The following is a 25137-nucleotide window of genomic DNA, read 5'->3' as shown; positions in this document are numbered from 1 at the left end:
TTCATGCAAAATTATCACTTTATAGAGTATAGACTCTATCTTTATGCAGCCTAAAACAAACAATTTACGCAGTTAAATAATCCATAAGATATGTTTATTTAACCGTCCATCAATTTAGATGGTTAAATCCTTGTTCACGCGAGATTCTTTCAACACTTCTTTTACACGTTTTAAATTATCACGGAAACGAGGGCCGCGGCGTAAGGTAAAGCCTGTTGCCAACACATCTATAGTAACCAATTGCGCTAAGCGCGATGCCATCGGTAAATACATGTCGGTGTCTTCGGGCACTTCCATCGTTACAGGCAATGTACACTCATAAGACAATGGTGAATTACGGGCGGTAATACCAATCACAGCAGCGCCGTTTTCACGTGCAATACGAGCTATTTCAATCAGTGATTTAGTCCGGCCAGTATGCGAAATCAATACGACTACGTCGCCTTCATTACAGTTAATACAGCTCATTCGCTGCATTAACACGTCATCGAAGCATATTACTGGTACATTAAAACGAAAGAACTTGTTTTGGGCATCGTGGGCTACAGACGCTGATGCACCAAGGCCAAAAAACGAAATAGTCTTGGCTTGAGTGAGAATATCTACTGCTTTATTTATCGCTGATGTATCTAAACTTTGACGGGCAGTATCGAGCGATGCCATTGAAGATTCGAAGATTTTTGTTGTGTACGACTCAGGCGTATCATCTTCTTCAACATGTCGACTAACATAAGGTGTACCGTTAGCAAGACTTTGAGCCAAATGTAACTTAAAATCAGGGAACCCTTTTGTGTCTAATCGACGACAAAATCGGTTAACAGTTGGTTCACTAACATCAGCCATTTTGGCTAATGTGGCAATACTTGAATGTATAGCTGTTTGCGGTGAGGCTAATATGACTTCGGCAACTTTACGTTCCGATTTACTAAATTGGGTAAGGCTTTTTTGAACCTTTTCAAGGGTATTCATAAGCAAGCATCCGCTAAAAAGTAGCTAAAAGTAGGTAATGTAATTTTATATCATAACTTACAGGAATTACGTGATTTAAGTTATTTATTTACCTTTGACAGTAATCTGTAGTTATTTTTCAAGACATAGATCACGGTTGAATGGTTCTCAAGCCTTGTAATTGGTAGAAAATCATAGCAGATAATAGATACACATGACTAGATTAACAACAATAGAATAAATGCAAATTAAAGATGCAATATTTAAATTCTGTTGTTATATTACAACAAAAGTGTGCTTTTATTCATCGACCGAATTCGAACATGACACACACATATTATTAGGAGAGCTTTCAGCAATGGGCAAATCAATTGGAGCCAAGGCTTGCGACTTCGTACTTTTCGGTACAAAAGGCGATTTAGCTAGGCGTAAATTATTACCTTCTCTATATCAGCTAGATAAAGCAGAATTACTTGATAAAGAAACCAAGGTAATCGGTGTAGCAAAAGACGCATTCACTCAAGAAGAGTTTATCGCCCTCGTTACTAAAGCACTAAATACATTTGTTAAAGACGAACTTTGCCCAACAACGTTAGCGCGCTTCCTCAGTCGTTGTCATTATATCGGTACTAATTTTACAGATCCTGAAGGCTACAGTGCCTTCCACGATTTACTTGAACCAAGTAAACGCGTCATGGTGAACTACTTCGCGACACCTCCTTCGATTTTCGGTGCCATCTGCCGTTGTTTACATGCACAAGACCTTATTCAATCTGATACCCGTGTTGTGCTGGAAAAGCCAATTGGTACCGATTTAGAATCATCGCATGTGATTAATGACCAAGTTGCCGAGTTCTTTAATGAGAACCAGGTTTACCGCATAGACCATTACTTAGGTAAAGAAACAGTACAAAACTTGATTGCTTTACGTTTTGCTAACTCATTGTTTGCCTCTAAGTGGGATAATCGCACGATTGATCATGTCCAGATTACTGTAGCTGAAGAAGTGGGTATTGAAGGGCGCTGGGGCTACTTTGATGGCGCAGGCCAAATGCGTGACATGATCCAAAACCATTTACTACAAGTGTTAACTTTGGTTGCGATGGATCCTCCAGTCAATTTAGACGCTGACAGTATTCGTGATGAAAAAGTAAAAGTACTCAAGTCACTGCGTCCAATTAACCAAGACAATGTGTATGAAAATACCGTTCGTGGTCAATACAGTGCGGGTTTCTTAAAAGGCTCGCCTGTTCCTGGTTATCTCGAAGAAGAAGATGCCAATACACAATCAAACACCGAAACCTTTGTGGCACTTCGTGTTGATATTGATAATTGGCGTTGGGCTGGTGTGCCATTCTATTTACGTAGTGGCAAGCGTATGCCGTTCAAGAGCAGTGAAATTGTGGTGTATTTTAAAAACCCACCGCATAACTTGTACCGAGCAAGCTTGCGTAATCTGCCACCAAACAAATTGACCATCCGCTTACAACCTCATGAAGGGGTTGAAATTCAGATGATGAATAAAGTTCCTGGTCTTGAGCAAAAGCAACGTCTACAAACGACCAAGCTTGATTTAAGTTTCAGTGACACTTTTAAAAACGAACGTATTGCAGATGCATATGAACGTTTGTTATTAGAAGCGATGCTTGGTAATCAAGCGCTGTTTGTGCGTCGTGATGAAGTTGAGCAAGCGTGGAAATGGGTCGATGGCATCATTCAGTCTTGGGAACAAAGTGGCGAAAGGCCTAAGCCTTATCCTTGTGGAACATGGGGACCTGTGGCATCGGTTGCATTGATAACCAAAGATGGTCGTTCTTGGGACGAGTAGGGAGCTTACATGATTAAAGATACTGTATTTAAATCGTTCGACACTCCAGCTGATTTAGAAGCTAAATTAGCCGACAAAATTGCGAAGCAATTACAAGATGCTGTCGACACTCGTGGCAAAGCCAGCTTAGTGGTATCGGGTGGTTCAACACCGTTGAAATTATTTGGGCTATTAAGCCATAAGCTCGTCGACTGGAGTGATGTTTATATCACTTTGGCTGATGAACGTTGGGTTGGCTCTGATGAAAAAGATTCAAATGAAAGATTGGTTCGCGAGCATTTATTGCAAAACCGCGCTGCCAGTGGAAAGTTTCGTGGTTTAAAAAATATGTTCGCAACCCCTGAAGCCGGTTGCGATATGACCAGTGAATCATTGGCTAATTTCCCGCGTCCTTTTGATGTGGTGATATTGGGGATGGGTACTGATGGGCATACTTGTTCGTGGTTCCCTTGCAGCGCAGAACTTGATAATGCATTAACCACTAAAGCTTTGTGTGTTGCGGTCAATCCGACTACGGCTCCACATGCACGTATCACTTTGTCTAAAGATGCCATTTTAAATAGTCGTCAGATTTATTTGCATCTTGTCGGAGAACCAAAATTAACTGTTTATCATCAGGCTCTTGAGAATGATGATGTTACCCAAATGCCCATTAGAGCCGTATTAGCGCAGCGTAAAACGCCCGTTGATGTGTTCTATAGCGCGTAAGGAGTTTTACCATGCACTCAGTAGTACAAGCCGTCACCGATAGAATTATCGCACGCAGTAAACAGTCTCGTTCAACGTATTTAACGGCCTTAAACGATGCCAAAGCCAAAGGTGTTCATCGTAGCGCCCTAAGTTGTGGCAATTTGGCTCATGGATTCGCGGCCTGTCAGCCAGCGGACAAAGACTCTTTACGTCAACTGACGAAAGCCAATATTGGTATCGTAACCGCATTTAACGACATGTTGTCAGCGCATCAACCCTACGAAACCTATCCAAATATGCTTAAGCAAGCATGTGTGGACGTAGGCAGTGTGGCGCAGGTTGCTGCCGGTGTTCCTGCTATGTGTGACGGCGTGACCCAAGGTCAGCCGGGCATGGAGTTAAGTCTACTGAGTCGTGAAGTCATTGCGATGTCTACTGCGATAGGTTTATCGCACAACATGTTTGATGGCGCGTTACTGCTGGGTATTTGCGACAAAATCGTCCCGGGTTTATTAATTGGCGCGTTAAGTTTTGGTCATTTGCCGATGCTATTTGTGCCTGCTGGGCCAATGAAGTCGGGTATTCCAAACAAAGAAAAAGCGCGTATTCGTCAACAATTTGCTCAAGGGCAAGTTGATCGTGCTGTACTGCTTGAAGCTGAAGCTAAGTCATATCATAGCGCTGGCACTTGTACTTTCTATGGTACGGCTAACTCTAACCAGTTAATGCTTGAAATTATGGGCTTACAATTACCTGGTTCATCGTTTGTTAATCCTGACGATCCATTACGTGATGAATTGAGCAAAATGGCTGCTAAACAAGTTTGTCGTTTAACGTCAATGGGCACTCAGTACACACCAATTGGTGAAGTGGTATCTGAAAAGTCAGTAGTGAACGGCATTGTGGGTATTCTTGCGACAGGTGGTTCAACTAACTTAACCATGCACATTGTCGCAGCAGCTCGCGCCGCAGGCATTATCGTTAATTGGGATGATTTTTCTGATTTATCTGATGCAGTACCATTATTAGCCCGTGTTTATCCAAATGGTCATGCCGATATTAATCACTTCCACGCTGCTGGCGGCATGGCATTGTTGATCAAAGAGTTACTTGATGGCGGTTTATTGCATGAAGATGTCAATACCGTTGCTGGTTACGGCTTGCGTCGTTATACCCAAGAACCTCGTTTGCTTGATGGCGAACTTAAGTGGGTTGATGGCGTGACAGAAAGCTTAGACAAAGAAGTATTAACCCACCTTGCTACACCGTTCCAAAGCAATGGCGGCTTGAAATTATTGAAAGGTAATTTAGGTCGTGCGGTGATTAAAGTGTCTGCAGTACCTGATAATAATCGTGTGATTGAAGGTCCTGCGATTGTGATTGATGATCAAAACAAACTCGACGCACTATTTCAGGCAGGCGAGCTTGACAGAGATTGTGTTGTGGTTGTTCGAGGTCAAGGCCCTAAAGCTAATGGTATGCCTGAGCTTCATAAGCTCACACCTTATTTAGGCACCTTACAAGACAAAGGTTTCAAAGTGGCGTTGGTCACCGATGGCCGTATGTCTGGAGCCTCTGGTAAGGTTCCTGCTGCAATTCATTTAACCCCAGAAGCACTTGATGGTGGTCTGATTGCCAAAGTTGAAAACGGCGATATCATTCGTGTTGATGCGACAACGGGTGAATTAACCCTGTTTGTAGACGAGAAAACACTTGCAAGTCGAACTGCAGGTAAAGTGGATTTGCATCATTCAAGTTATGGCATGGGCCGTGAATTGTTTGGCGCGCTTCGACGTAGTTTAAGCAGCCCTGAAACAGGTGCTCGCAGTACTAACGCTATTGATGAATTATATTAAAAATAAAAGGAAGTCGGTAATATGATTGAGCCTAATAACTGGTTGCTTCAACCACATGACGTGTTTAAACGCAGCCCGGTAGTTCCGGTCATGGTCATTAATAAAATTGAACATGCTGTGCCTTTAGCAAAAGCCTTAGTGGCTGGCGGAATTAGTGTTTTAGAAGTTACTTTACGTACTCCTTGTGCGTTAGAAGCGATTGCTAAAATTGCTAAAGAAGTGCCTGAAGCATTGGTAGGCGCAGGGACTATTTTAAATGAAGCTCAGCTAAACCAAGCGGTTGCTGCTGGTTCACAGTTTATTATCACTCCTGGTGCAACGGTTGATTTACTAAAAGCCGCCAAGAAAGGTACTGTGCCATTGATCCCCGGTGTGGCTAGTATTTCTGAGATCATGGTGGGTATGGAGTTGGGTTACACTCACTTCAAGTTTTTCCCAGCAGAAGCTTCTGGTGGCGTCAATGCACTGAAATCATTCTCTGGCCCATTGTCTGATATTCGTTTCTGTCCAACAGGCGGTATTAGCCCTGCGACTTATAAAGATTACTTAGCACTATCAAATGTTGATTGTATTGGCGGTAGCTGGATAGCACCGACTGATGCAGTAGACAACGAAGAGTGGGATCGCATTACCCAACTGTGTAAAGAAGCACTTGCTGCACTGTAATCTCTTTATTGTGTGATGATTCAAAAACCAGCATCTGCTGGTTTTTTTATATGTATTTACTGGTGTTTTATTAGAAACCGTATAATGTTTAGCACATTGATGCAGCTTACTAAAATACTCACTAATCACTAATCACTAATCACTATGATATGTGAGATAAACTTTTCATAGCAGCACCATTCATCGCGATTCCATAAAATGATGATGAATGATTTAACACAAATTTATTGATGGTTTAAGTCGATAACAAAGCAAGTTCATTCATATTAAGAGGTATTCTCCATGCTTTATGATTTAACGGTTGTACAATTTAGTAAAATGCTTAATAACCTAAGTGCAATCCTTGTCAAAGGTGAAGGCTTTGCAGAAGCTAAAAAAATTGAAATGTCGGTGTTACTTAATTCACGTTTAGCGCCTGATCAATTTAACTTAACTCGCCAAGTGCAAATTGCGTGCGATACAGCCAAATTAGCCGTCGCGCGTTTAACTGGCCAAGAAGATAGTGCGCCAAAACATGAAGATAATGAGACGACATTAGCGGAGTTACAAGCTCGTATCGCTTCTGTTGTCGATTATTTGGCCACGTTTACAGCCGAAGACTTTGCTGGTGCAGAAACGCGTAAAATTACTCATCGTCGTTGGGAAGATAAATATCTTACTGGGCGTGATTTCGCTTTTGAACATGCCATTCCTAATATTTATTTCCATGTGACAACTACCTATGCAATTTTGCGTCATAATGGTGTTGAAGTGGGCAAAAAAGACTACTTAGGTGCAATGCCATTTAAGTCGTAACCAACAAAACACTTATCCATTGATAGCACCATTTTATATGGCTAGAATAAAACCAGCATTAGCTGGTTTTTTGTTATCTACCTAAAAATGAATCTACCACAGTCAGGTATTTATCGTCAGTCATGACACCTTGGAGCCACAAAGCGGTTAATCGACCTAAGCCTGAAATAGACAATATCGATCCGCCATTAAGCTTGTTATCCCACATTATGTTTCTATCATGATAATAATGTCTTTATAGACCTACAGCATTCAGTGACCGGAGTGAGTATGAAAACAATCGGTATGATAGGTGGTATGAGTTGGGAGTCGACACTCAATTACTACAAAGCCATTAATCAAGGCGTGAAGTCTGCCCTAGGCGGACTGCATTCAGCCAAGATTTGTTTATACAGTGTTGATTTTGCTGAAATAGAAACCCTACAACATAAGGGGTTGTGGAATGACACTGCTATTCACTTATCGACTGCAGCGAAAGCGGTTGAAGCTGGCGGGGCAGATTTTTTGTTGATTTGTACCAATACCATGCACAAAGTGGCTGATGAGATCCAAGCACAAATCTCTATACCCATTTTGCATATTGCTGATGCCACTGCTGAGGTGTTGTTAGCCGATGGGATCAGTAAAGTCGGCCTACTCGGCACGCGCTTTACCATGGAACAGGACTTTTATAAGCAGCGGATAAGCGTTAACTATCCCATTGAAGTACTAGTACCTTCATCAGACGAGCAAACATTAATCCATGACGTGATATATCAAGAGTTATGTCTGGGCACGATTAATCCGCACTCACGGCAATGCTATCTTGGTATTATTGATAAATTATATGCACAAGGAGCTGAGGCGGTAATTTTAGGTTGTACTGAAATAGCCTTGCTAGTGCAGCAGCAACATACCCATGTTCCTTTGTATGATACGACTCAAATACATGCCAATAAGGCCGTTATGCTGGCATTATCTCAGTAGACAGTTTTCGAGATAATCAACAGATTGTAAACGACACTTTGCTCCGCTAGCCGTGTTGATTTGAAACAGACTCGTTTTCGGATGCATGTTTAAGACATAAAAAACGCCTTACAATATGGTAAGGCGTAATGTTAAAAGCTTACTGCTTATTATCGAATCGACTAGTCTTTATAAGCTCGGCCATAGAAGCTGTCTAATAACACTTGTTTTAGCTCTTTAATCAACGGGTAACGTGGATTGGCGCCGGTACACTGATCATCAAATGCATCTTCAGCCAGTTCATCCAGTTTGGCGATAAAATCTGCTTCATTAACGCCAGCATCTTGAATTGATGCAGGAATACCAATAGTTGTTTTTAGCTGTTCGATTTTCTCAATCAGTTTTTCAACTTTTTGAGCATCGGTTTTACCGCCTAGCTTTAAATAATCTGCAATGGCCGCATAACGACACAACGCTTTAGGGCGGTCGTATTGACTAAATGCTGCTTGCTTGGTTGGCATATCTGTCGCGTTAAAGCGGATCACGTTAGAGATTAATAATGCATTAGCCAAACCATGAGCTAAGTGAAACTCAGCACCTAATTTGTGCGCCATTGAGTGACAAACGCCTAAGAATGCATTGGCAAAAGCAATACCGGCTATGGTGGCACCATTATGGACTTTTTCACGAGCAACGGGTGCTTTAGCACCAAATTCATAAGAGTCCGGAAGGTACTTAAACAATAGGTCTAATGCCTGCAGTGCTTGGCCATCACTGTATTCGTTCGCCATCACACTCACATAAGCTTCTAACGCATGTGTGACAGCATCAATACCACCAAAAGCGGTCAGTGATTTTGGCATGTCCATGACTAAGTTAGGATCGACAATCGCCATATTTGGGGTTAATTGATAGTCCGCAATAGGGTATTTCTTTCCGGTTACTTCATCGGTTACCACGGCAAAAGGAGTCACTTCTGATCCAGTACCTGAGGTTGTCGGAATGGCAACCATTTGAGCTTTAACGCCCATCTTAGGAAATTTATAAATACGTTTACGAATGTCCATGAAACGCAGCGCTAGATCGGCAAAATCAACTTCAGGATGTTCGTACATAACCCAAATGATTTTAGCAGCATCCATTGGCGAACCACCGCCTAATGCAATAATCACATCAGGTTGGAAGCTTTGCGCAACTTTAGCGCCTTGGCGCACAATGGCTAAGGTTGGGTCAGCTTCTACTTCATAAAAAATTTCGGTTTCAAGCCCCTGTGCTTTCAGAATTTTTAAGGTTTCATTACAGTAACCGTTATTAAATAAAAACTTGTCAGTAATGATCAGCGCGCGTTTTTTATCACTTAACTCTTCAAGTGCTATTGGTAAGCTACCGCGACGGAAATAAATAGATGATGGAAGCTTATGCCACAACATGTTTTCAGCCCTCTTAGCGACCATTTTTTTATTGATTAAGTGACTTGGTCCGACGTTCTCAGAAATTGAATTACCGCCCCATGAACCACAACCTAGTGTTAATGATGGGGCTAACTTGAAGTTATATAAGTCACCAATACCACCTTGAGAAGCAGGAGTGTTAATCAAAATACGGGCTGTTTTCATTCTAAAACCAAAGGCTTTAACGCGCTCATCCTGGGTGTCTTGATTGGTATATAAACCAGATGTATGACCAATACCGCCCAAGGTAACTAAGGCTTCCGCTTTGTCCATTGCCTCATTAAAGTCTTTTGCTTTATACATCCCTAATAACGGAGATAATTTCTCGTGAGCAAAGGCTTCAGCATCATCAATATCAGTCACTTCACCAATAAGCACTTTGGTGGTACTAGGCACTTCAAAACCTGCCATTGCGGCTATCGCAACAGCACTCTGGCCAACGATATCGGCATTAAGGCCACCGTTTTTAAGGATGACACTTTGCATTGCCGCAGTTTCCGCTTTAGACAGAATATGACCACCGTGACTGATAAAACGCTCTTTAACTTGCTTATAAATGCTGTCGACTACAATCACCGCTTGTTCAGAAGCACATACCACACCATTGTCAAAGGTCTTTGACATTAATATAGAGCTTACCGCGCGTTTGATGTCTGCTGTTTCATCGATAACAATAGGTGTATTACCTGCGCCAACACCAATGGCTGGTTTACCTGATGAATACGCTGCTTTAACCATGCCTGGTCCACCGGTGGCTAAAATGAGGTTAACTTTTGCATGAGTCATTAACTGATTAGACAATGCCACGCTTGGTTGGTCAATCCAGCCAATAATATCTTTAGGTGCACCTGCTGCAACTGCGGCATCTAATACAATTTTAGCCGCTGTAGTCGTTGAGTTTTTAGCTCTTGGGTGTGGTGAGAAAATAATGCCATTACGGGTTTTTAAGCTAATAAGCGCTTTAAAAATAGCAGTAGAAGTAGGGTTAGTTGTGGGGACAATACCGCAAATAATTCCGACCGGCTCTGCAATAGTAATGGTACCGAAGGTTAAGTCCTCAGATAAAATACCGCAGGTTTTTTCATCTTTGTATTTGTTATAAATGTATTCAGATGCGAAGTGGTTTTTAATCACTTTATCTTCTAATACACCCATGCCGGTTTCGGTTACGGCCATTTTTGCCAGAGATATGCGTGCATCTGCTGCAGCTAAAGCAGCCGCTCTAAAGATAGTATCGACTTTTTCTTGGCTAAAGTTTGCAAACTCGGCTTGAGCTTTGGCAACGCGCTCAACTAATAAATCAAGCTCTTGTGTATTGGTAACTGTCATAGTGGTTTCCTTTAAAAATATTCAACAAATCAGTTTTGCAAAATATTCTTTGTAAATAAAATTACAACTTTAATGCGCTATTTGCTGTGATGATGACCACAAATGCATAACGGAATGTAATTTTATTACAGTAATAGCTTGTTTTATGAACGCTATATTTTGTTGAATATTTAACTTCCGTTTGTCTAGGCATGTAAACATCACCCAAATTGGCATTAATTCATAACTAAGACCTGTTTTTAGCACCAAAGTAATGCATATATTGCGTATTCATTCTTTATCTTGTCGCTTACCTTTAGTACGATTTTCAACTAAAAAAGCGATAATTTACAATTGTTTTACAATAGAAATAGTCTGTTTTTTGAACTTTTACATTGATGAAATAATAAATTGAATCAACTATGTTGAAAATATTCTATTGAATTTAAATAATATTTTATAATTGGGTTGCATGTATAAGCAATCGCTAAAGCTTGTTTTGCTTATTTAATTAGAGAATTGTGATTGACATCAATATTTATAAAAGGGAATATGCTCACTGCTAGGGCATATGCTCACTCGTGGTGCGAATGTTTACTCTAGTTAGTGTAATGTGGTCACTTATCCACGTTATTTGAGTTTTGTAGAACTCTACAGAATGTGATGTTGGATTTATTATTGTGGTTTCAGGTTCAGCACGCTGTAAAATATGGTTAGTTATCTGACTTGATCTGGTAAGGCGAGCATATGAACATAAATACACAATTAATAATATTCGACTGCGATGGGGTTGTGATCGACAGTGAGGTGATTAGCGCTAATGTGTTAATCGAAAAACTTGCTCAATTAGGCGCCTGCATTGATATGGCTTTTGTACAACAGCATTTTCTAGGTTGTCAATTTGCTACCGTCGCCGACAAAGTAAAGCGTTTGCTGGCACTGACATTACCTGAACAATTTGAAGCAGAATATCGTCAGCAACTATTGTCTGAGTTTGAGCGTAATTTAACCGTAACAGACGGTATTAGATCGATATTGGCAGATTTGAAAGTACCGTATTGCATAGCAACCAGCAGCAGTTTACCGCGTACAACTAGCGCATTAGAAGTAGTAGGGTTAACGGATGTGTTTGGTTTGAATGTTTTTACGGCCAGCGAAGTCAAACGAGGTAAGCCGGCACCTGATTTGTTTTTGTATGCGGCTAAACGCATGGGGGTCGAGCCACAGCATTGTTTGGTGATTGAAGATAGCTTTTTTGGCGTTAGTGCAGCTGTCGCGGCCAAAATGAAAGTGATTCATTATATTGGCGGTGGTCATATAGTCGATAACGTTAGCGATGAGTTACACCCAGTGTCACAGGCTTACCCAGAGATTGCTGTACTAAGTCATTGGCAACATTTTAATCGTCTAATGCCAGCGTTAATGCGTTGATACTGAATATAAGGGACAACATGGATAACAAGTCGAATTCAGAACTCGCGCGATTAGAGCAAGCGGCAAGAGCTGCGTGGTTATATTACGTCGCGAAGAATACTCAAGATGAAATTGCCCAAAAATTAGAAGTATCAAGACAGTCAGCACAACGTTTAGTCGCATTAGCGGTTAGTGAAGGGTTAATTAAAGTCCGTTTAGATCACCCCATTGGTAAATGTATGGAGTTGGGCCAACAGTTAACCCAAGCTTTTAATTTATTGGAATGCGAAATTGTACCCAGCGATCCTGCTGATGACAGTTCCGTGCACGGTTTAGCGCAATGTGGTGCAGGCGTGTTAGAGCGGTACTTAAAGTCTGAACAACCTAAAACTTTAGCCTTTGGTACCGGACGAGCACTCAAAGCTTGTATCGATGAGTTACCTTCTATGCAATGTCCACAGCATAAAATAGTATCGTTATTAGGCAACATGATGTTAGACGGTTCTGCATCAGCATTTGATATCGTAGTCAGCATGGCTAATCGAGTGCAGGCTAAGCATTACCCTATGCCATTACCCGTTATTGCGACTTCAGTAGCGGAAAAGCAGTTATTGCATGACTTAGCGCCGGTAAAAAGTATTTTTGAATTAGTTAAACAAGCAGATGCCACTTTTGTTGGTATTGGGCATATGGGCGCAGAGTCACCATTATTGCTCGATGGTTTCATTAATCAGTCACAGTTAACCGAGCTAATTAATGACAATGCCACTGGTGAAATTATCAGTTGGGTGTATAACCAGCAAGGGCAGTTACTCGAGCATTCAATGAATCAATTGGTGATGAGCTCACCGTTGAGAATTGATTCAAATAAACCTGTTTATGGCATTGCTGCTGGTCAACATAAAGTTGATGCAATATTTTCAGCATTGCAAGGTCGGTTAATTAATTCATTGATAACCAATGAATATACAGCTGAAAGAATATTAGCAAAGCTAAAGTAAATGATTAAATAAAATGATGTTTAACATTGAAATTAGATCAATAACGCGTGAATAATTTATAAAAATAATGTGAATATGAATGGGGTTATTATTTCAACTCAATAGAAATAATAAGTAGTCAGTAAAGGAGATGTAGTATCACTTTATCATCGATTTTTGGTGAGGGTTTTACTTATTCCCTAAATAGGAATATAAAAATAATGACAACAAGTCAACATGAGGCTTCATTCAAACAAATGAATGAAGAGCAGCTGCCTGTAGCTAAAAATAAATTACATGGTTGGAAACACTTTGCAGGTTTATATGCTGGGGAGCATGTTGCCGCGACGGAGTTTGTTATTGGTGCCACTTTTGTTGCTCTAGGTGCCTCAACTATTGATATATTACTTGGACTATTAATTGGTAATCTATTAGCGATGTGTTCGTGGTGGTTATTAACGGCACCTATTGCTGTTGAAACTCGACTCAGTTTATATAATTATTTAAATAAGATTGCCGGCGACTCAATGACCAAGCTCTATAACTGGGCAAATGTCGTTATCTTCTCGGTGATATCCGCAGCGATGATCACAGTATCGTCGACAGCCGTTCGTTTCTTATTCGACATTCCGGCACAATTAAATTGGTACCCTAGCAGTCTATGGTTTGTGATGATTGTGTTAGCGGTAGGATCTATCGTCGTTGTCGTCGCCATGTATGGTTTCTCTACCGTGGCTGACTTTTCTAAAATTTGTGCGCCGTGGTTATTTGTTATTTTTATTGCGGGTTCATTTACCTTATTTCCAGTGTTATCAAATCATGTTATTGGCAGTACCACATTAACGGGCTGGCAAGACTTCATGACCATAGGTGACAGCTCAATTTGGACAGGATTAAATGACAAAGGTGAACCCGGTATTGGTTTACTTGAAGTGATAGGCTTTGCGTGGGCAGCTAACTCAATTACTCACTTCGGTTTGATAGACATGGCTATTTTCCGCTTCGCAAAGCGTAAAAGTTATGGTTTGATTTCAGGTGTTGGCATGTTCTTCGGCCACTACTTAGCATGGATCTCTGCTGGTATTATGGGGGCAGGTACTGCTGTACTATTAAAAACAACTATTACTCAACTCGATCCAGGTGATGTTGCTTACCATGCTTTAGGTTTTTCAGGCTTTGTGATTATCATTATCGCTGGTTGGACAACGGCTAACGCGAATTTATACCGTGCAGGCCTTGCCGCGCAGTCAATCTTTGTAAACCAATCTCGTGAACGTACTACCGCCATTGTGGGTTTAGTCACTGTCGTGATAGCGTGTTTCCCATTTGTGTTTTCGCAGATGTTACCGTTACTGACGTATGCAGGTCTATTAGTTGTACCAGTGGGGGGGATTGTATTTGCTGAGCACGTGTTGTTCCCTAAAATTGGCTTAACCCGCTATTGGGCTAAGTATCAAAACCTGTCTAAAAGTACACCGGCAATTGCATCTTGGGCATTAGCGTTAGTATTTGGGTTTGGTTTAAATAGTCTTGATATTATTTCATTCTATTACTTATTTATTCCAACATGGATATTCACCATTATTATTTATACTGTATTAGCTAAAAAATATGGTGCCGATTTAGATTATACAGACGCTATATTATTAGATGAGAAAGAACAGCAACAAATTGCCGAATACCAAGATGAAATGGCTAAAGATGATAAGCCTCATGTTGAAGACTGCAGTCAGTTCACCAAGGTATTAAATAGCTTTGCGGTTGTTTCTTTAGTGGTTATTAGCATTCTGGCTGCGAAAGTGATGTTTTATAGCCCAACAATGACAATCTATGCAGAGAATAAATCTTTATTTGAAACAGTTTGTTTTGTCTGTACGATAATTTATTTTAGTTGTTCATATGTTGCTCTTAAACGACATAAAAAAATAAACTCGTAACCGCACTATTAATAACTCAGGGCTAATGGCTGATCTTAATAGCTTAAGCCTAATGATGTTAATAAAACATTAGCCTTGAGTTAGCCGTGTTATTTCATTAGATAACACAACCATCCATATTGTTTAATTATTTTATGAGGCACAATCCACATGGATCATTCTCAAGATTCAAATGTTCAACTGAACACGTTAAACCTACAAAGTTTGTCAACATTACCTGCTAATGTTGATGTGCCGAAATACGATCGTAGCCAGTTAACCGCTGGGATTGTGCATATTGGTGTCGGTGGCTTTCATCGTGCTCATCAAGCAATGTATATCAATGAGTTATTGAAGCAACCTGGTTCTGAGTCTTGGGCAATTTGTGGTGTCGGTTTGTTAGAAGCTAACCGCAGTCTACGTGATGTGTTGGTGAAACAAGACTATCTGTACAGTTTAACGGTACGTCACCCGAATGGTCAGATTGATCATCAAGTGATGGGCTCGATGATTGACTTTTTATTTGCACCAGAAAACAAACAACAGGTCATTGATAAACTGATTCACTCAGACACTAAAATTGTGTCATTGACCATCACAGAAGGCGGTTATAACTTTAATCCTGCAACCGGTGAGTTTGATTTCAACAATCCAGACATAATCCATGATATGGCGAATCCTAATGACCCAATCACCGCGTTTGGTTATTTAACTGCAGCACTTAAACAGCGTAAAGCCAAGGGCATGAAGCCTTTTACCATTCAGTCTTGTGACAACATTCAGCATAACGGTGACATGACTCGTAAAATGCTATTGGCGTTTGTGAATAAAAATGACGCTGATTTAGGCCAATGGGTTGAAACGAATGTAGCGTTTCCAAACGCAATGGTTGACCGTATTACCCCAGTGACAACCAAAGCAGACATCGAATATGTGGCTAACACATTACACATTAACGATGAATGGCCAATCACGTGCGAAGCCTTCACTCAATGGGTCATAGAAGACAACTTTAGTGATGGCCGTCCGGCGTTAGATACCGTTGGTGCACAATTTGTCAGTGACGTGACTCCGTTTGAAAAAATGAAGATCCGTTTATTAAACGCAGGCCATTCAGTATTAGGTTTATTAGGTTCTATACATGGTTTTGCGACGATTGATGAATCGGTATCTGATCCTTTATTTGCAACATATTTGCGTAAATTTATGGACGATGAAGTCACGCCGTTAATTGAGCAACTTGAAGGCATTGATTTAACTCAATACAAAGATACCCTAATTGAACGTTTTTCCAATCCGAACATTAAAGACAGCTTGGCGCGAATTTGTCTCGAAAGCTCAGCCAAGTTACCAAAATTTATCATTGCGTCTATTAATGAAAATATCGAATTAGGCCGTGATACTTCACTGGCCACATTGGTCATTGCTACCTGGTGTTTATACAGTGATAAACGTGTTGATCAGCAAGGGCAAGCGTTAGACATTAACGACCAAATGTCAGCACAGTTACATGAGTTTGCTAGCAGAACAGCACAAGATCCGTTAGCGTTTTTACAGCTAACCGACTTATTTGGTGATCTAAATAATCAAGCAAGCTTTTGTAAAGATTATCGTCAAGCGATTACGGCTTTATATGCACCGGGCAGTGACATTAAATCGATTATGCAAGCAAGATTACAAGCGAAAGGTTAAGCCGTATGAATAGCATATTAATTAATCATAAAGCTAAGGCCGACATTAACATCAGTTGTTTTGGCGAAGTATTGTGGGATTGTTTCCCTGATGGCAAGCGGGTTGGCGGGGCACCTTTAAATGTGTGCGTCAGACTTAATGCCTTGGGCATTAAAGGTTCGATGATCAGTGCCGTTGGCGATGATTTATTAGGTCGCGAGTTACTGAGTTTTATTGACGATCGCGGTGTTAATCGTGACTGTATCGCCATAGACCCCGTTAAAAGCACCAGCACAGTACAAGTCACTTTAGACAACAATGGGTCAGCGTCTTATGACATTGTCGCCGATACTGCGTGGGATAATATCGCATTAACGGAAGATATAATTGAGCAAGTTAATCGTGCTGACGTGTTGGTTTTTGGCAGTTTAATTGGTCGCAATGATGTGTCTCTCAATACCTTAACCGCCGTAGTTGAATTGGCTTCGTTTTCGGTATTTGACGTTAACTTACGTGCACCGCATTACCAGATTGATAGTGTGGTTAGTTTGATGAAAAAAGCAGATTTTATCAAATTAAATGATGATGAACTGTATGAAATTGCTAAAGCCATGGGCTCGCCATTTAATTCATTAGAACAAAACTTGGATTATATTGCTGAGCAAACCCAAACCAATTATCTGTGTGTTACCAAAGGCAGTCATGGAGCATTACTGAGTGTTGCAGGGCAGAAGTATTATAATTCAGGTTATTTAGTCAATGTAGTTGATACCGTCGGCGCCGGAGATTCATTTTTAGGCTCGTTACTGTACCAATTATGCAGTGATAGTAATCCGCAGTATGCGATTGATTTTGCTTGCGCTGTGGGTGCTATGGTTGCTCAGTCTCATGGCGCTACGCCAATGCTCACGTTAAATGAAATACAAGCGTTTATGCACCCGGTATAAATTGATTGGTGTTTTTGTTAGTGAAGTGTGAAGTGTGAAATTTGGGTTATTTCCCCTTTATATAACCCGTTAGCGCTTGGTTGTTATAACCAAGCGCTTTTTTTATCGAAAATCAACAGAGGCAATAAATGTTATTGCTCGCGACTTAACTCCATAATGCCTGCGGTTTTTGAACCAAATAATTGCTGATGTAAGCGACCGGCAAATTCATCGGTCATCCCAGAAATATAATCAGCAATCACCCGCATTGGATTATTATTGTCATTACGCTCTGCTAACCATCGGTCTCGAGTATTAAGTGGTAACAGACGTTCAGGATCCGAGGCAAACGCTTCAAACAATTCCATCACAACCTGTTGGCCCTTATATTCCAGCATCTGGATTTCAGGTTTACGAATAACATACTTGAAAACTAATTGTTTCAGTACATGTAATGCTGCTGCAAAGTCTGGCTCTAATTCGGCATTATATTTTAATAAGTCTTCGTCAAATTGTGGGTTGGTACTAATGCCAATCGCGGTGACGAAACCGTTGACTAAGGTACCGATAGCATCTTTGCGTAAATGATGTTCATGAGAGAATAGCTTGTCACCAATGTTAGCGATTTCCGATATCAGCCATTGATCTTTGATTTCAGTTAACTGCCCAACCACATCGCGCTGCCACTGATGTTGGTTGACAATTCCCATTACAATAGCATCCTCGAGATCGTGTACCGCATAAGCAATGTCATCTGCCAATTCCATAATCGAGCAATCAAATGACTTATAGCGCGTTTTTAAATGGGGATAATCTACATGTGTATGGCTTTGTTCACTGCTAATAAACAACTGCCTATCCGATGCTGATAATGCCGCTAATACCCAATCAATAATGGGTATATCATCATCAAATAATCCTTTTACCGGTGGCCATTCTGAGGGTTTTAGTTGGCGATGATTGGCTATGTCTGGCCTATTTTGATTGATATACAATTGCGAATACGTTGCTGGGTATTTCATTACTCCAAGTAAAGTACGCCGAGTAAGGTTCATCCCCCATGAAGGGGTATAGGGTTCTAAACGAGTTAAAATTCGAAAGGTTTGGCCGTTGCCTTCAAAACCACCGTGATGGCGCATCATGTAATTTAATGCGACTTCACCGCCGTGGCCAAAAGGTGGATGACCGATGTCGTGAGCCAAACAAATCGATTCAATGAGGCTCATTGAATTGAGTAAATACCTAAGGTCCGGATATTTTCGACGTAGTTGAGCAGTAATGCCAGTACCAATTTGTGACACTTCTAATGAATGTGTTAGCCGAGTACGGTAAAAGTCATTCATGCCAACGCCAAGCACTTGCGTTTTGGCTTGAAGCCGACGAAATGCTGCTGAATGCAGAATACGTGCGCGGTCTCGTTGATATGGGCTGCGATGATCATTACGGCGCTGTTTATCTTCACCGAGTAAACGTTGCTGCCAACGACTGTTCTGTTCTGTATTACTGGACTCGATGGTGTTATCAGGCATAAAATTCCTTTACAACATTTGATTAATTTCGTCTAAATTCAATGTAAAACTTGGAATAAAACAATCACGGAAATAAGCTACGGCAGGGTTAGGGTTGTCGTCTAACATTTGTTCTAAACGTTTACGGGCACTATTAAATTCACTGTTACCGGCTTTTTGTTCTTCTAAGCACTTTAAATATGCGCAGAGAGTATCAGCTGCTTTCACAATGGCTTTGTATTGTGGATCCGCTGCTTCACTGATAAACAGGCTGCGGTAATCGTCTTTAAATTCATCTGGTACCATTTCTAACATTCTCTGTTCAGCTATGGCTTCAATCTTTTTATATTCGGCTTCGATTTCTTTATTAAAGTATTTTACTGGTGTGGGTAAATCGCCAGTTAAAATTTCGCTAGCATCATGATAGATGGCAATGGTTGCCGCTTTATTGGCGTCTAAGTCGGTAGCGAATTTTTTATTGCTGATAATCACTAAAGCGTGAGCGACCATCGCCACTTGTAGTGAATGCTCTTGAACGTTTTCGCGGCGCACGTTATGCATTAACGGCCAACGTTGGATCAGTTTCATCCGAGATAAATGGGCAAATAAATGACTCATGAGACTCCTTACTGCGCTCAATAGTTTGTCTCAGCTTACAGGAGCTTATCAATAAAAAAAAGCGACTGTTCAGTCGCTTAGTGTTTTATTGAACAGATATCTCGTTAAGGTGCTATTGGCGATAGTCTTCCAAGAAATCACCAAACTCGGTGAGTGCTTTAGCCAAGTCTTCTTTATAGGGTAAAAAAACCACTCTAAGGTGATCTGGCTCAGGCCAGTTAAAGGCAGTTCCTTGTACTAACAGAATTTTTTTGGTTTTTAACAAATCAAGCACCAAACGTTCATCATCACGTAAATTAAACTTCTTCATGTCTAATTTCGGGAATGCGTACAAGGCACCTTTAGGTTTTTTACAGCTGACCCCAGGAATTTGATTAAGCAATTCGTACACCGCATCGCGTTGTATGGTTAAGCGGCCGTTAGGTAATATCAGCTCATTAATTGACTGATAACCGCCTAATGCGGTTTGAATAGCATGTTGATTGGGTACATTGGCACACAGACGCATAGACGCCAGCATTTCTAGGCCTTCAATGTAACTTTTGGCCGCTTTTAAATTACCCGATAACATCATCCAACCCACACGGAAACCTGCGGCGCGATAGGCTTTAGATAAGCCATTAAAGGTGATAGTCAGAATGTCATCAGATAAACCAGCGGCAGGGATGTGCTTGGCCTCGTCGTATAAAATTTTATCGTAAATTTCATCGGCGAATAATATCAAATCGTGTTGACGACATAGCTCAACAACCTCTAGCAGCAATTCTTTACTGTAAACCGCACCGGTAGGGTTGTTTGGGTTGATCATCACAATCGCACGTGTGCGGCTGCTGATTTTACTCTTTATGTCATCTAAATCAGGAAACCAATCGGCTTCTTCATCGCAGCGATAATGTACTGCTTTACCACCAGCGAGGTTTGCCGCTGCAGTCCATAATGGATAATCAGGTGATGGGATCAGTACTTCATCATCGGTGTTAAGCAGCCCTTGCATGGCCATTACGATCAATTCAGAGACACCATTGCCTATGTAGATATCTTCAATATCGACGCCAAAAATACCTTGAGCTTGGTAATGCTGCACAATGGCTTTACGCGCAGAGAATAAGCCTTTTGACTCGCAGTAACCTTGGGCACTGGGTAAGTTTAAAATAACGTCTCGAACGATTTCTTCTGGGGCTTCAAATCCAAAGGGGGCAGGGTTGCCGATATTAAGCTTTAAAATACGATGACCTTCGTCTTCTAACCGACGGGCCTCTTTATGTACTGGTCCGCGGATGTCATAACAAACGGAATCAAGCTTATTGGATTTGATAATGGGTCGCATACTACTACTCTCGATAACTAAATACGGCTTAAGTTAGCGAACCATAACGAATTTATTGGCATTGTGAAAGAGGCAAACAAGCAAAATGAATAATAATATTAGTGTTAAATGCTGATTCTGTCAGTAAATTAGCTATCGCTTCAGTGTTAAATGCTGTTTTTAGGTTGTGAATCAGTATGTGTATAGTGTTTGACAACAAAAAAGCCAGCACTTAGTGCTGGCTTTTGCTGAGTTGACTTGTGTTATTACTATTTTACTAATAACTCAAATTAACTGACGTTTAAACGCGCTTCTTGAACTCGCCTGTACGAGTATCTATTTCAATCTTGTCACCGACTTTAACAAAATCAGCAACGGTAACAGTACCACCACCAGTAATGGTAGCTGGCTTCATTACTTTGCCTGAAGTGTCACCACGAGCAGAAGGCTCGGTGTAGATAACTTCACGGACAATGTGAACTGGTAATTCAACAGAAATAGCCTTGCCTTCATAGAAGGTGACTTGGCAAACGTCTTCCATACCATCAATGATATAGTCAGCAGCATCACCTAAGTTGTCAGCTTCTACATCATACTGGTTGTATTCTTCATCCATGAATACATACATAGGGTCAGCGAAGTATGAGTAAGTACAATCAAGACGTTCTAGAATGATATCGTCTAATTTGTCTTCACCTTTGAAGGTTTGTTCAGTGCCAGAATCTAGCAATACGTTCTTTAATTTTAACTTAACGATTGCAGCGTTACGGCCAGAACGAGTTGTTTCAGTCTTCTGAACAACCCATGGGCTGCCATCTAACATGATCACGTTACCAGGACGGATTTCATGAGCAGTTTTCATTTCACTATTTCCTATATATTTAGACTTTTTTTATTTATAGAGCAGTATCTTAGCTATTTTTAACGAATTGAACTAGTCGACTCGCAAGATCTGCTTCATTTAACGCGTTAATTGGCCATTCAATAGCATGTTGCATTAAAGACAAATTAACAGAATGTAATTGTTGCCAGTGCATTACTACCGCGTTTGTATTCCCCTGGTTGAAGGCCAAATTCACCTCAGACCAAGTGGTAGCAATTTCTGGAGCAAGATTATCGCAGTAAATTTGCATAAAAGCTTGTAATTTTACCAAGTGATAATCATCTTCTTGAGGATAAATGTGCCATATGAAGGGTTTTGCAGCCCATTGAGCACGTAAAAACGAATCTTCACCCCGCACAATATTAAAATCACAGCTCCATAGCAAGCGATCAAAAGCATTTTGATCAGTCATGGGTAATATATGTAGGGTTAAGTTACCTATTGTAAATTGTTGACCGGGCATCAAATCTTTAATGTCACAGGGCAATATGCTCGTTAAGCTATGTAAACTGCGTCCTTTAGGGATTAGTGCATGAATTGGGCTTGGCGATGTTTGCCATAATTCACACAAAGCAGCTAAGGCTGGCGTTTCATAACTAAAGACACTGATAACCGTGTCTTTAGCATCTATTCCCTGTAACCCCAGTTTGTTGAACAATGCTAATTTATGTTTTGAGTCAGCTTGCCATTCGTCACGTTGATTAAATAATTCCCGCTCACAGATAAGCCCGCCTGTCTTAGGGGTAAAACCAGGAAAATAGAACCACTTTTTAACCCCACTAGGCTGTGAAGAGGGCAACCCGTGACAACCCTCTACCCAATCTTCAGCACTGAGATATTCAAGGTTTAACCATGTAGGGGCTCGAGAAAGAGGGTGTTGATGTAATTGATTTATTGTGGATTTTATTTGTGATGGTAATTCACAGGCAAATGCTTCAATAACGACATTACCAGCAATAAACTCTATATCTATTGGGTTATTCCATTGAAATATATTCACACCATTGAATATTTGCTTCGATTTATGTGGATCTAGCATGGGTAATATATGCGAAAAACTCAGTAAGTCATCGACCCATAAATTGATGGGAATATCATATTCAGCCACCAGTTGCTTAGCCAAACGCCAGGTGACACCTATGTCACCATAGTTATCGACCACGACACAAAAAATATCCCAATGAGGGTATAATGGGTTGAAATTATTAACTGACATATTGGTGGTTACTTAACCGTTAAACCAAACTATAGACATAAAAAAGCGGCAATAAAGCCGCTTTCAATCACAAAACTAATCTGATGATGTGGGTTAGTCTTCTAACTCAGCTAGACACATTTCTTCATAAACTAGCTTCACCCAGCCGTCAACACGTTCTTCAGTTAGCTCAGGTTGACGATCTTCATCAATCCCTAAACCGACAAAGTGCTTGTCGTCTGCCATGCCCTTAGAGGCTTCGAAATTGTAGCTTTCAGATGGCCAATTACCAATGATAATACCGCCTCGAGCTTCAACGATGTCACGTATCATGCCCATCGCATCAAGGAAATATTCAGCATAATCTTCTTGGTCACCACAACCAAAAATAGCGACTAGCTTATCGGTAAAGTCAATTTGCTCAAGCTCTGGGAAAAAGTCATCCCAATCACACTGTGCTTCGCCGTAATACCATGTTGGAATACCAAACATAAGCAAATCGTATTCAGCAATTTGCTCCTTGGTACTCTTTGCGATGTCTTTAACATCGAGCATGCTTTTACCCAGTTTTTTCTGGATCATTTTGGCTACAGCTTCGGTGTTGCCAGTGTCGCTACCGAAAAAAAGACCTACAGTTGCCATTGTCTATCCTTTAAATATCTAGTTCGCGTTGTGCGATGTTCTAAAAACGTCTCAGTTGTCGAGTTGCTGTTGCAGAATAAATTCGATTAACTGGCTACGGCTGATGTTACTGTTCAAAGCTTGTTGGTTCAAGGCGTCATACAAATCTTGTGACACCTTTAACTCTATTCGCTTTAAACCGTTAGCGCGATCGCGCTGAATTTGGTTACGTTTATTGATCTTTAATTGCTGCTCCCGAGAAAGAGGGTTACTTCTCGGACGCCCACGGCGAGTTTCAGCGGCAAAAAGGTCAATAGTCGTTCTATCTGTTGTTTCTTTTGCCATTGTACTCTTTAACCGATCCCAGAGCCTTCCCAGGTCATCTGAATGATACCTTTTGCAATAAACCCGGCGCAGCCGAGGAATAACACTGCCCAAACAATATATCGACCAAATTTAGGGACTTCACCTTGTTTAAGCACATCATGGATAGCCATGCCGATAAAAAAGAATATCGATGCAAAAAACAAGTTCAAGCCTACTGCTTCAATTTGTTCCATGTATTGGTTTAACATACTTCTACCTTCGCTATTGAGTGTCTGGCGAAAAGAGGGCGCGAATATATCACATCACGATACAATCGGCTATGTTCAAAAAGGTAAATATTAAAAATTTACCCTTGGTTTTGTTCAATAAACTCAGACACGATGCGATTAAAGATCTCAGGCTTTTGTGCATGTAACCAATGGCCTGTACCGTTCAATGTTTTTGCACTGGCATGTGGAAATTGACGCATGATTTCATCACGATGCTCAGCAGTGACATAATTTGACTCACCGCCACGGATAAATAGTGCTGGTTTATCAAAATGATCGTTATCGGTTAAAGGCAAATTCCAACCTATAATACGGTCGTAAGATTCGATTAGCCCAGTTAAATTCATTTTCCACTCAAAGCCGCTGTCTGTGCGTTGTAGATTCTTGAGTAAGAATTGAGATGTCGGCTCATCAATACCGGCGTTGATTAAGTGTGCTATGGCCGACTTTCGAGTGGTATCGCTGTTTAATACTAAACTGGTTAAGCCTGCAAATACGGTTTGATGTCTTGGGCTGTATGCTACCGGCGCGATATCTGCAATCACTAAGCTTTTGACACGTTCAGGGTGTAAAAGTGCCATTGCCATCGCAATTTTTCCGCCCATAGAATGGCCGACCACATGGGCTTGTTCAATCTGCAAATCATCGAGTACATCAATCATGGCATCAGCCAGTTGAGAGTAATCCATGTTGTCCCAATGCTCGCTTAAGCCATGATTAGGTACATCAACCCTTATGACTTGATGTTGTTGCTCAAGCACACTGGCGAGGTTTTTTAGATTATCAAGATTACCAAACAGCCCATGAATAAGCAGGACGGCTTCACCTTGACCAGAAGATACATAATGCATAATTCAATAAACTCATTGGACATTTAATGCGGAAGATTCTGCTGCAATGAGCCGGTCAAATCAAGTTTTGCTGACACATGTTGCCATAGTTGCTGATATTTTAAACTGCTTTCAAAAAAATATGAGTAATATAGGCCATTAAATGATTTTGTCACTTTATTAGTAG

Annotated in this window: 23 protein-coding genes; 11 read left to right on the top strand and 12 right to left on the bottom strand. The window is 40.8% G+C overall.

Annotated features, from left to right (window positions below; translation table 11 throughout):
• Positions 1 to 114: 114 nt before the first annotated feature.
• Positions 115 to 969 (bottom strand): MurR/RpiR family transcriptional regulator, encoded by an 855-nt coding sequence (locus tag CXF88_RS19185; RefSeq protein ID WP_011637353.1) that lies wholly within the window; start codon positions 967 to 969, stop codon positions 115 to 117.
• Positions 970 to 1306: 337 nt separating this feature from the next.
• On the opposite strand from CXF88_RS19185, the gene zwf reads away from it, so the two are divergent.
• The 5 genes from zwf to CXF88_RS19160 all read left to right on the top strand — a co-directional run bounded on the left by zwf (position 1307) and on the right by CXF88_RS19160 (position 6783).
• Positions 1307 to 2776 (top strand): glucose-6-phosphate dehydrogenase, encoded by a 1470-nt coding sequence (gene zwf / locus CXF88_RS19180; RefSeq protein WP_101088392.1) that lies wholly within the window; start codon positions 1307 to 1309, stop codon positions 2774 to 2776.
• Positions 2777 to 2785: 9 nt separating this feature from the next.
• Positions 2786 to 3484, top strand: a complete 699-nt coding sequence (gene pgl / locus CXF88_RS19175) for a 6-phosphogluconolactonase (RefSeq protein WP_101088391.1) — start codon at positions 2786 to 2788, stop codon at positions 3482 to 3484.
• An 11-nt stretch (positions 3485 to 3495) separates the two neighbouring features.
• Positions 3496 to 5322 (top strand): phosphogluconate dehydratase, encoded by a 1827-nt coding sequence (gene edd, locus CXF88_RS19170; RefSeq protein ID WP_101088390.1) that lies wholly within the window; start codon positions 3496 to 3498, stop codon positions 5320 to 5322.
• 21 nt (positions 5323 to 5343) lie between these two features.
• Entirely contained in the window at positions 5344 to 5988 is a 645-nt protein-coding gene (locus tag CXF88_RS19165; protein WP_101088389.1) for a bifunctional 4-hydroxy-2-oxoglutarate aldolase/2-dehydro-3-deoxy-phosphogluconate aldolase, read from the top strand.
• A gap of 282 nt (positions 5989 to 6270) precedes the next feature.
• Positions 6271 to 6783 carry a DUF1993 domain-containing protein gene (locus CXF88_RS19160; protein WP_101088388.1) on the top strand — a complete coding sequence of 171 codons (513 nt, stop codon included), beginning with the start codon at positions 6271 to 6273 and terminating at the stop codon, positions 6781 to 6783.
• Between the two features lie 73 nt (positions 6784 to 6856).
• On the opposite strand, the gene CXF88_RS22210 is transcribed toward CXF88_RS19160, so the two are convergent.
• Positions 6857 to 6991 (bottom strand): hypothetical protein, encoded by a 135-nt coding sequence (locus CXF88_RS22210; protein WP_277949099.1) that lies wholly within the window; start codon positions 6989 to 6991, stop codon positions 6857 to 6859.
• A 62-nt stretch (positions 6992 to 7053) separates the two neighbouring features.
• Here CXF88_RS22210 and CXF88_RS19155 point away from each other — a divergent pair, with 62 nt between their 5' ends.
• The gene (locus CXF88_RS19155) at positions 7054 to 7749 is read left to right on the top strand and encodes an aspartate/glutamate racemase family protein (protein ID WP_101088387.1); all 696 of its coding nucleotides are present in this window, start codon (positions 7054 to 7056) and stop codon (positions 7747 to 7749) included.
• Positions 7750 to 7910: 161 nt separating this feature from the next.
• Here the strand turns inward: CXF88_RS19155 and adhE are convergent, their stop codons facing one another.
• Complete coding sequence (adhE, locus tag CXF88_RS19150; protein WP_101088386.1) at positions 7911 to 10508, bottom strand: bifunctional acetaldehyde-CoA/alcohol dehydrogenase; 2598 nt, start codon at positions 10506 to 10508, stop codon at positions 7911 to 7913.
• A gap of 726 nt (positions 10509 to 11234) precedes the next feature.
• On the opposite strand from adhE, the gene CXF88_RS19145 reads away from it, so the two are divergent.
• From CXF88_RS19145 to CXF88_RS19125, 5 genes are all read left to right on the top strand, one after another.
• On the top strand, positions 11235 to 11918 hold the full coding sequence (locus tag CXF88_RS19145; RefSeq protein WP_101088385.1) for an HAD family hydrolase: 684 nt from the start codon (positions 11235 to 11237) through the stop codon (positions 11916 to 11918).
• Between the two features lie 20 nt (positions 11919 to 11938).
• Positions 11939 to 12901, top strand: coding sequence for a sugar-binding transcriptional regulator (locus tag CXF88_RS19140; RefSeq protein ID WP_101088384.1), 963 nt, complete (start codon positions 11939 to 11941; stop codon positions 12899 to 12901).
• Positions 12902 to 13101: 200 nt separating this feature from the next.
• Positions 13102 to 14817, top strand: coding sequence for a hypothetical protein (locus CXF88_RS19135; protein WP_101088383.1), 1716 nt, complete (start codon positions 13102 to 13104; stop codon positions 14815 to 14817).
• Between the two features lie 150 nt (positions 14818 to 14967).
• Positions 14968 to 16488 carry a mannitol dehydrogenase family protein gene (locus CXF88_RS19130; RefSeq protein ID WP_101088382.1) on the top strand — a complete coding sequence of 507 codons (1521 nt, stop codon included), beginning with the start codon at positions 14968 to 14970 and terminating at the stop codon, positions 16486 to 16488.
• A gap of 5 nt (positions 16489 to 16493) precedes the next feature.
• Positions 16494 to 17414, top strand: coding sequence for a carbohydrate kinase (locus tag CXF88_RS19125; protein ID WP_101088381.1), 921 nt, complete (start codon positions 16494 to 16496; stop codon positions 17412 to 17414).
• Between the two features lie 131 nt (positions 17415 to 17545).
• Here CXF88_RS19125 and CXF88_RS19120 read toward each other — a convergent pair whose 3' ends face one another.
• The 9 genes from CXF88_RS19120 to CXF88_RS19080 form a co-directional block, all read right to left on the bottom strand.
• Positions 17546 to 18922, bottom strand: coding sequence for an anti-phage deoxyguanosine triphosphatase (locus tag CXF88_RS19120; RefSeq protein ID WP_101088380.1), 1377 nt, complete (start codon positions 18920 to 18922; stop codon positions 17546 to 17548).
• Between the two features lie 9 nt (positions 18923 to 18931).
• Entirely contained in the window at positions 18932 to 19519 is a 588-nt protein-coding gene (gene yfbR, locus CXF88_RS19115) for a 5'-deoxynucleotidase (protein ID WP_101088379.1), read from the bottom strand.
• Between the two features lie 112 nt (positions 19520 to 19631).
• Positions 19632 to 20846: a pyridoxal phosphate-dependent aminotransferase gene (locus tag CXF88_RS19110; protein ID WP_101088378.1), complete on the bottom strand. Its 1215-nt coding sequence runs from the start codon at positions 20844 to 20846 to the stop codon at positions 19632 to 19634.
• A gap of 280 nt (positions 20847 to 21126) precedes the next feature.
• The gene (gene efp, locus CXF88_RS19105; protein WP_011637369.1) at positions 21127 to 21687 is read right to left on the bottom strand and encodes an elongation factor P; all 561 of its coding nucleotides are present in this window, start codon (positions 21685 to 21687) and stop codon (positions 21127 to 21129) included.
• Between the two features lie 49 nt (positions 21688 to 21736).
• Positions 21737 to 22924 (bottom strand): elongation factor P maturation arginine rhamnosyltransferase EarP, encoded by a 1188-nt coding sequence (earP, locus tag CXF88_RS19100; RefSeq protein ID WP_101088377.1) that lies wholly within the window; start codon positions 22922 to 22924, stop codon positions 21737 to 21739.
• 93 nt (positions 22925 to 23017) lie between these two features.
• The gene (gene fldA / locus CXF88_RS19095; RefSeq protein ID WP_101088376.1) at positions 23018 to 23545 is read right to left on the bottom strand and encodes a flavodoxin FldA; all 528 of its coding nucleotides are present in this window, start codon (positions 23543 to 23545) and stop codon (positions 23018 to 23020) included.
• A 51-nt stretch (positions 23546 to 23596) separates the two neighbouring features.
• On the bottom strand, positions 23597 to 23869 hold the full coding sequence (gene ybfE / locus CXF88_RS19090; protein WP_011637372.1) for a LexA regulated protein: 273 nt from the start codon (positions 23867 to 23869) through the stop codon (positions 23597 to 23599).
• An 8-nt stretch (positions 23870 to 23877) separates the two neighbouring features.
• On the bottom strand, positions 23878 to 24099 hold the full coding sequence (locus CXF88_RS19085; protein ID WP_059744892.1) for a DUF2788 domain-containing protein: 222 nt from the start codon (positions 24097 to 24099) through the stop codon (positions 23878 to 23880).
• 98 nt (positions 24100 to 24197) lie between these two features.
• Positions 24198 to 24971, bottom strand: a complete 774-nt coding sequence (locus CXF88_RS19080; protein WP_101088375.1) for an alpha/beta fold hydrolase — start codon at positions 24969 to 24971, stop codon at positions 24198 to 24200.
• Positions 24972 to 25137: the final 166 nt, after the last annotated feature.

This window comes from Shewanella sp. ALD9 (assembly GCF_002836315.1).
Classification (GTDB): domain Bacteria; phylum Pseudomonadota; class Gammaproteobacteria; order Enterobacterales; family Shewanellaceae; genus Shewanella.
The sequence above is the reverse complement of the archived record's forward strand: the minus strand, read 5'-3'. Positions and strand labels throughout refer to the sequence as shown.

Bases quoted from the DNA above. Each gene is read 5' to 3' on its own strand.
- CXF88_RS19135 (WP_101088383.1), top strand. From the start codon at position 13,102: ATGACAACAAGTCAACATGAGGCTTCATTCAAACAAATGAATGAAGAG.
- CXF88_RS19140 (WP_101088384.1), top strand. From the start codon at position 11,939: ATGGATAACAAGTCGAATTCAGAACTCGCGCGATTAGAGCAAGCGGCA.
- edd (WP_101088390.1), top strand. From the start codon at position 3,496: ATGCACTCAGTAGTACAAGCCGTCACCGATAGAATTATCGCACGCAGT.
- CXF88_RS19125 (WP_101088381.1), top strand. From the start codon at position 16,494: ATGAATAGCATATTAATTAATCATAAAGCTAAGGCCGACATTAACATC.
- CXF88_RS19085 (WP_059744892.1), bottom strand. From the start codon at position 24,099: ATGTTAAACCAATACATGGAACAAATTGAAGCAGTAGGCTTGAACTTG.
- CXF88_RS19130 (WP_101088382.1), top strand. From the start codon at position 14,968: ATGGATCATTCTCAAGATTCAAATGTTCAACTGAACACGTTAAACCTA.
- zwf (WP_101088392.1), top strand. From the start codon at position 1,307: ATGGGCAAATCAATTGGAGCCAAGGCTTGCGACTTCGTACTTTTCGGT.
- CXF88_RS19165 (WP_101088389.1), top strand. From the start codon at position 5,344: ATGATTGAGCCTAATAACTGGTTGCTTCAACCACATGACGTGTTTAAA.
- CXF88_RS19185 (WP_011637353.1), bottom strand. From the start codon at position 969: ATGAATACCCTTGAAAAGGTTCAAAAAAGCCTTACCCAATTTAGTAAA.
- yfbR (WP_101088379.1), bottom strand. From the start codon at position 19,519: ATGAGTCATTTATTTGCCCATTTATCTCGGATGAAACTGATCCAACGT.
- adhE (WP_101088386.1), bottom strand. From the start codon at position 10,508: ATGACAGTTACCAATACACAAGAGCTTGATTTATTAGTTGAGCGCGTT.
- CXF88_RS19120 (WP_101088380.1), bottom strand. From the start codon at position 18,922: ATGCCTGATAACACCATCGAGTCCAGTAATACAGAACAGAACAGTCGT.
- fldA (WP_101088376.1), bottom strand. From the start codon at position 23,545: ATGGCAACTGTAGGTCTTTTTTTCGGTAGCGACACTGGCAACACCGAA.
- CXF88_RS22210 (WP_277949099.1), bottom strand. From the start codon at position 6,991: ATGTGGGATAACAAGCTTAATGGCGGATCGATATTGTCTATTTCAGGC.
- CXF88_RS19160 (WP_101088388.1), top strand. From the start codon at position 6,271: ATGCTTTATGATTTAACGGTTGTACAATTTAGTAAAATGCTTAATAAC.
- CXF88_RS19145 (WP_101088385.1), top strand. From the start codon at position 11,235: ATGAACATAAATACACAATTAATAATATTCGACTGCGATGGGGTTGTG.
- CXF88_RS19155 (WP_101088387.1), top strand. From the start codon at position 7,054: ATGAAAACAATCGGTATGATAGGTGGTATGAGTTGGGAGTCGACACTC.
- pgl (WP_101088391.1), top strand. From the start codon at position 2,786: ATGATTAAAGATACTGTATTTAAATCGTTCGACACTCCAGCTGATTTA.
- CXF88_RS19080 (WP_101088375.1), bottom strand. From the start codon at position 24,971: ATGCATTATGTATCTTCTGGTCAAGGTGAAGCCGTCCTGCTTATTCAT.
- earP (WP_101088377.1), bottom strand. From the start codon at position 22,924: ATGTCAGTTAATAATTTCAACCCATTATACCCTCATTGGGATATTTTT.
- efp (WP_011637369.1), bottom strand. From the start codon at position 21,687: ATGAAAACTGCTCATGAAATCCGTCCTGGTAACGTGATCATGTTAGAT.
- CXF88_RS19110 (WP_101088378.1), bottom strand. From the start codon at position 20,846: ATGCGACCCATTATCAAATCCAATAAGCTTGATTCCGTTTGTTATGAC.
- ybfE (WP_011637372.1), bottom strand. From the start codon at position 23,869: ATGGCAAAAGAAACAACAGATAGAACGACTATTGACCTTTTTGCCGCT.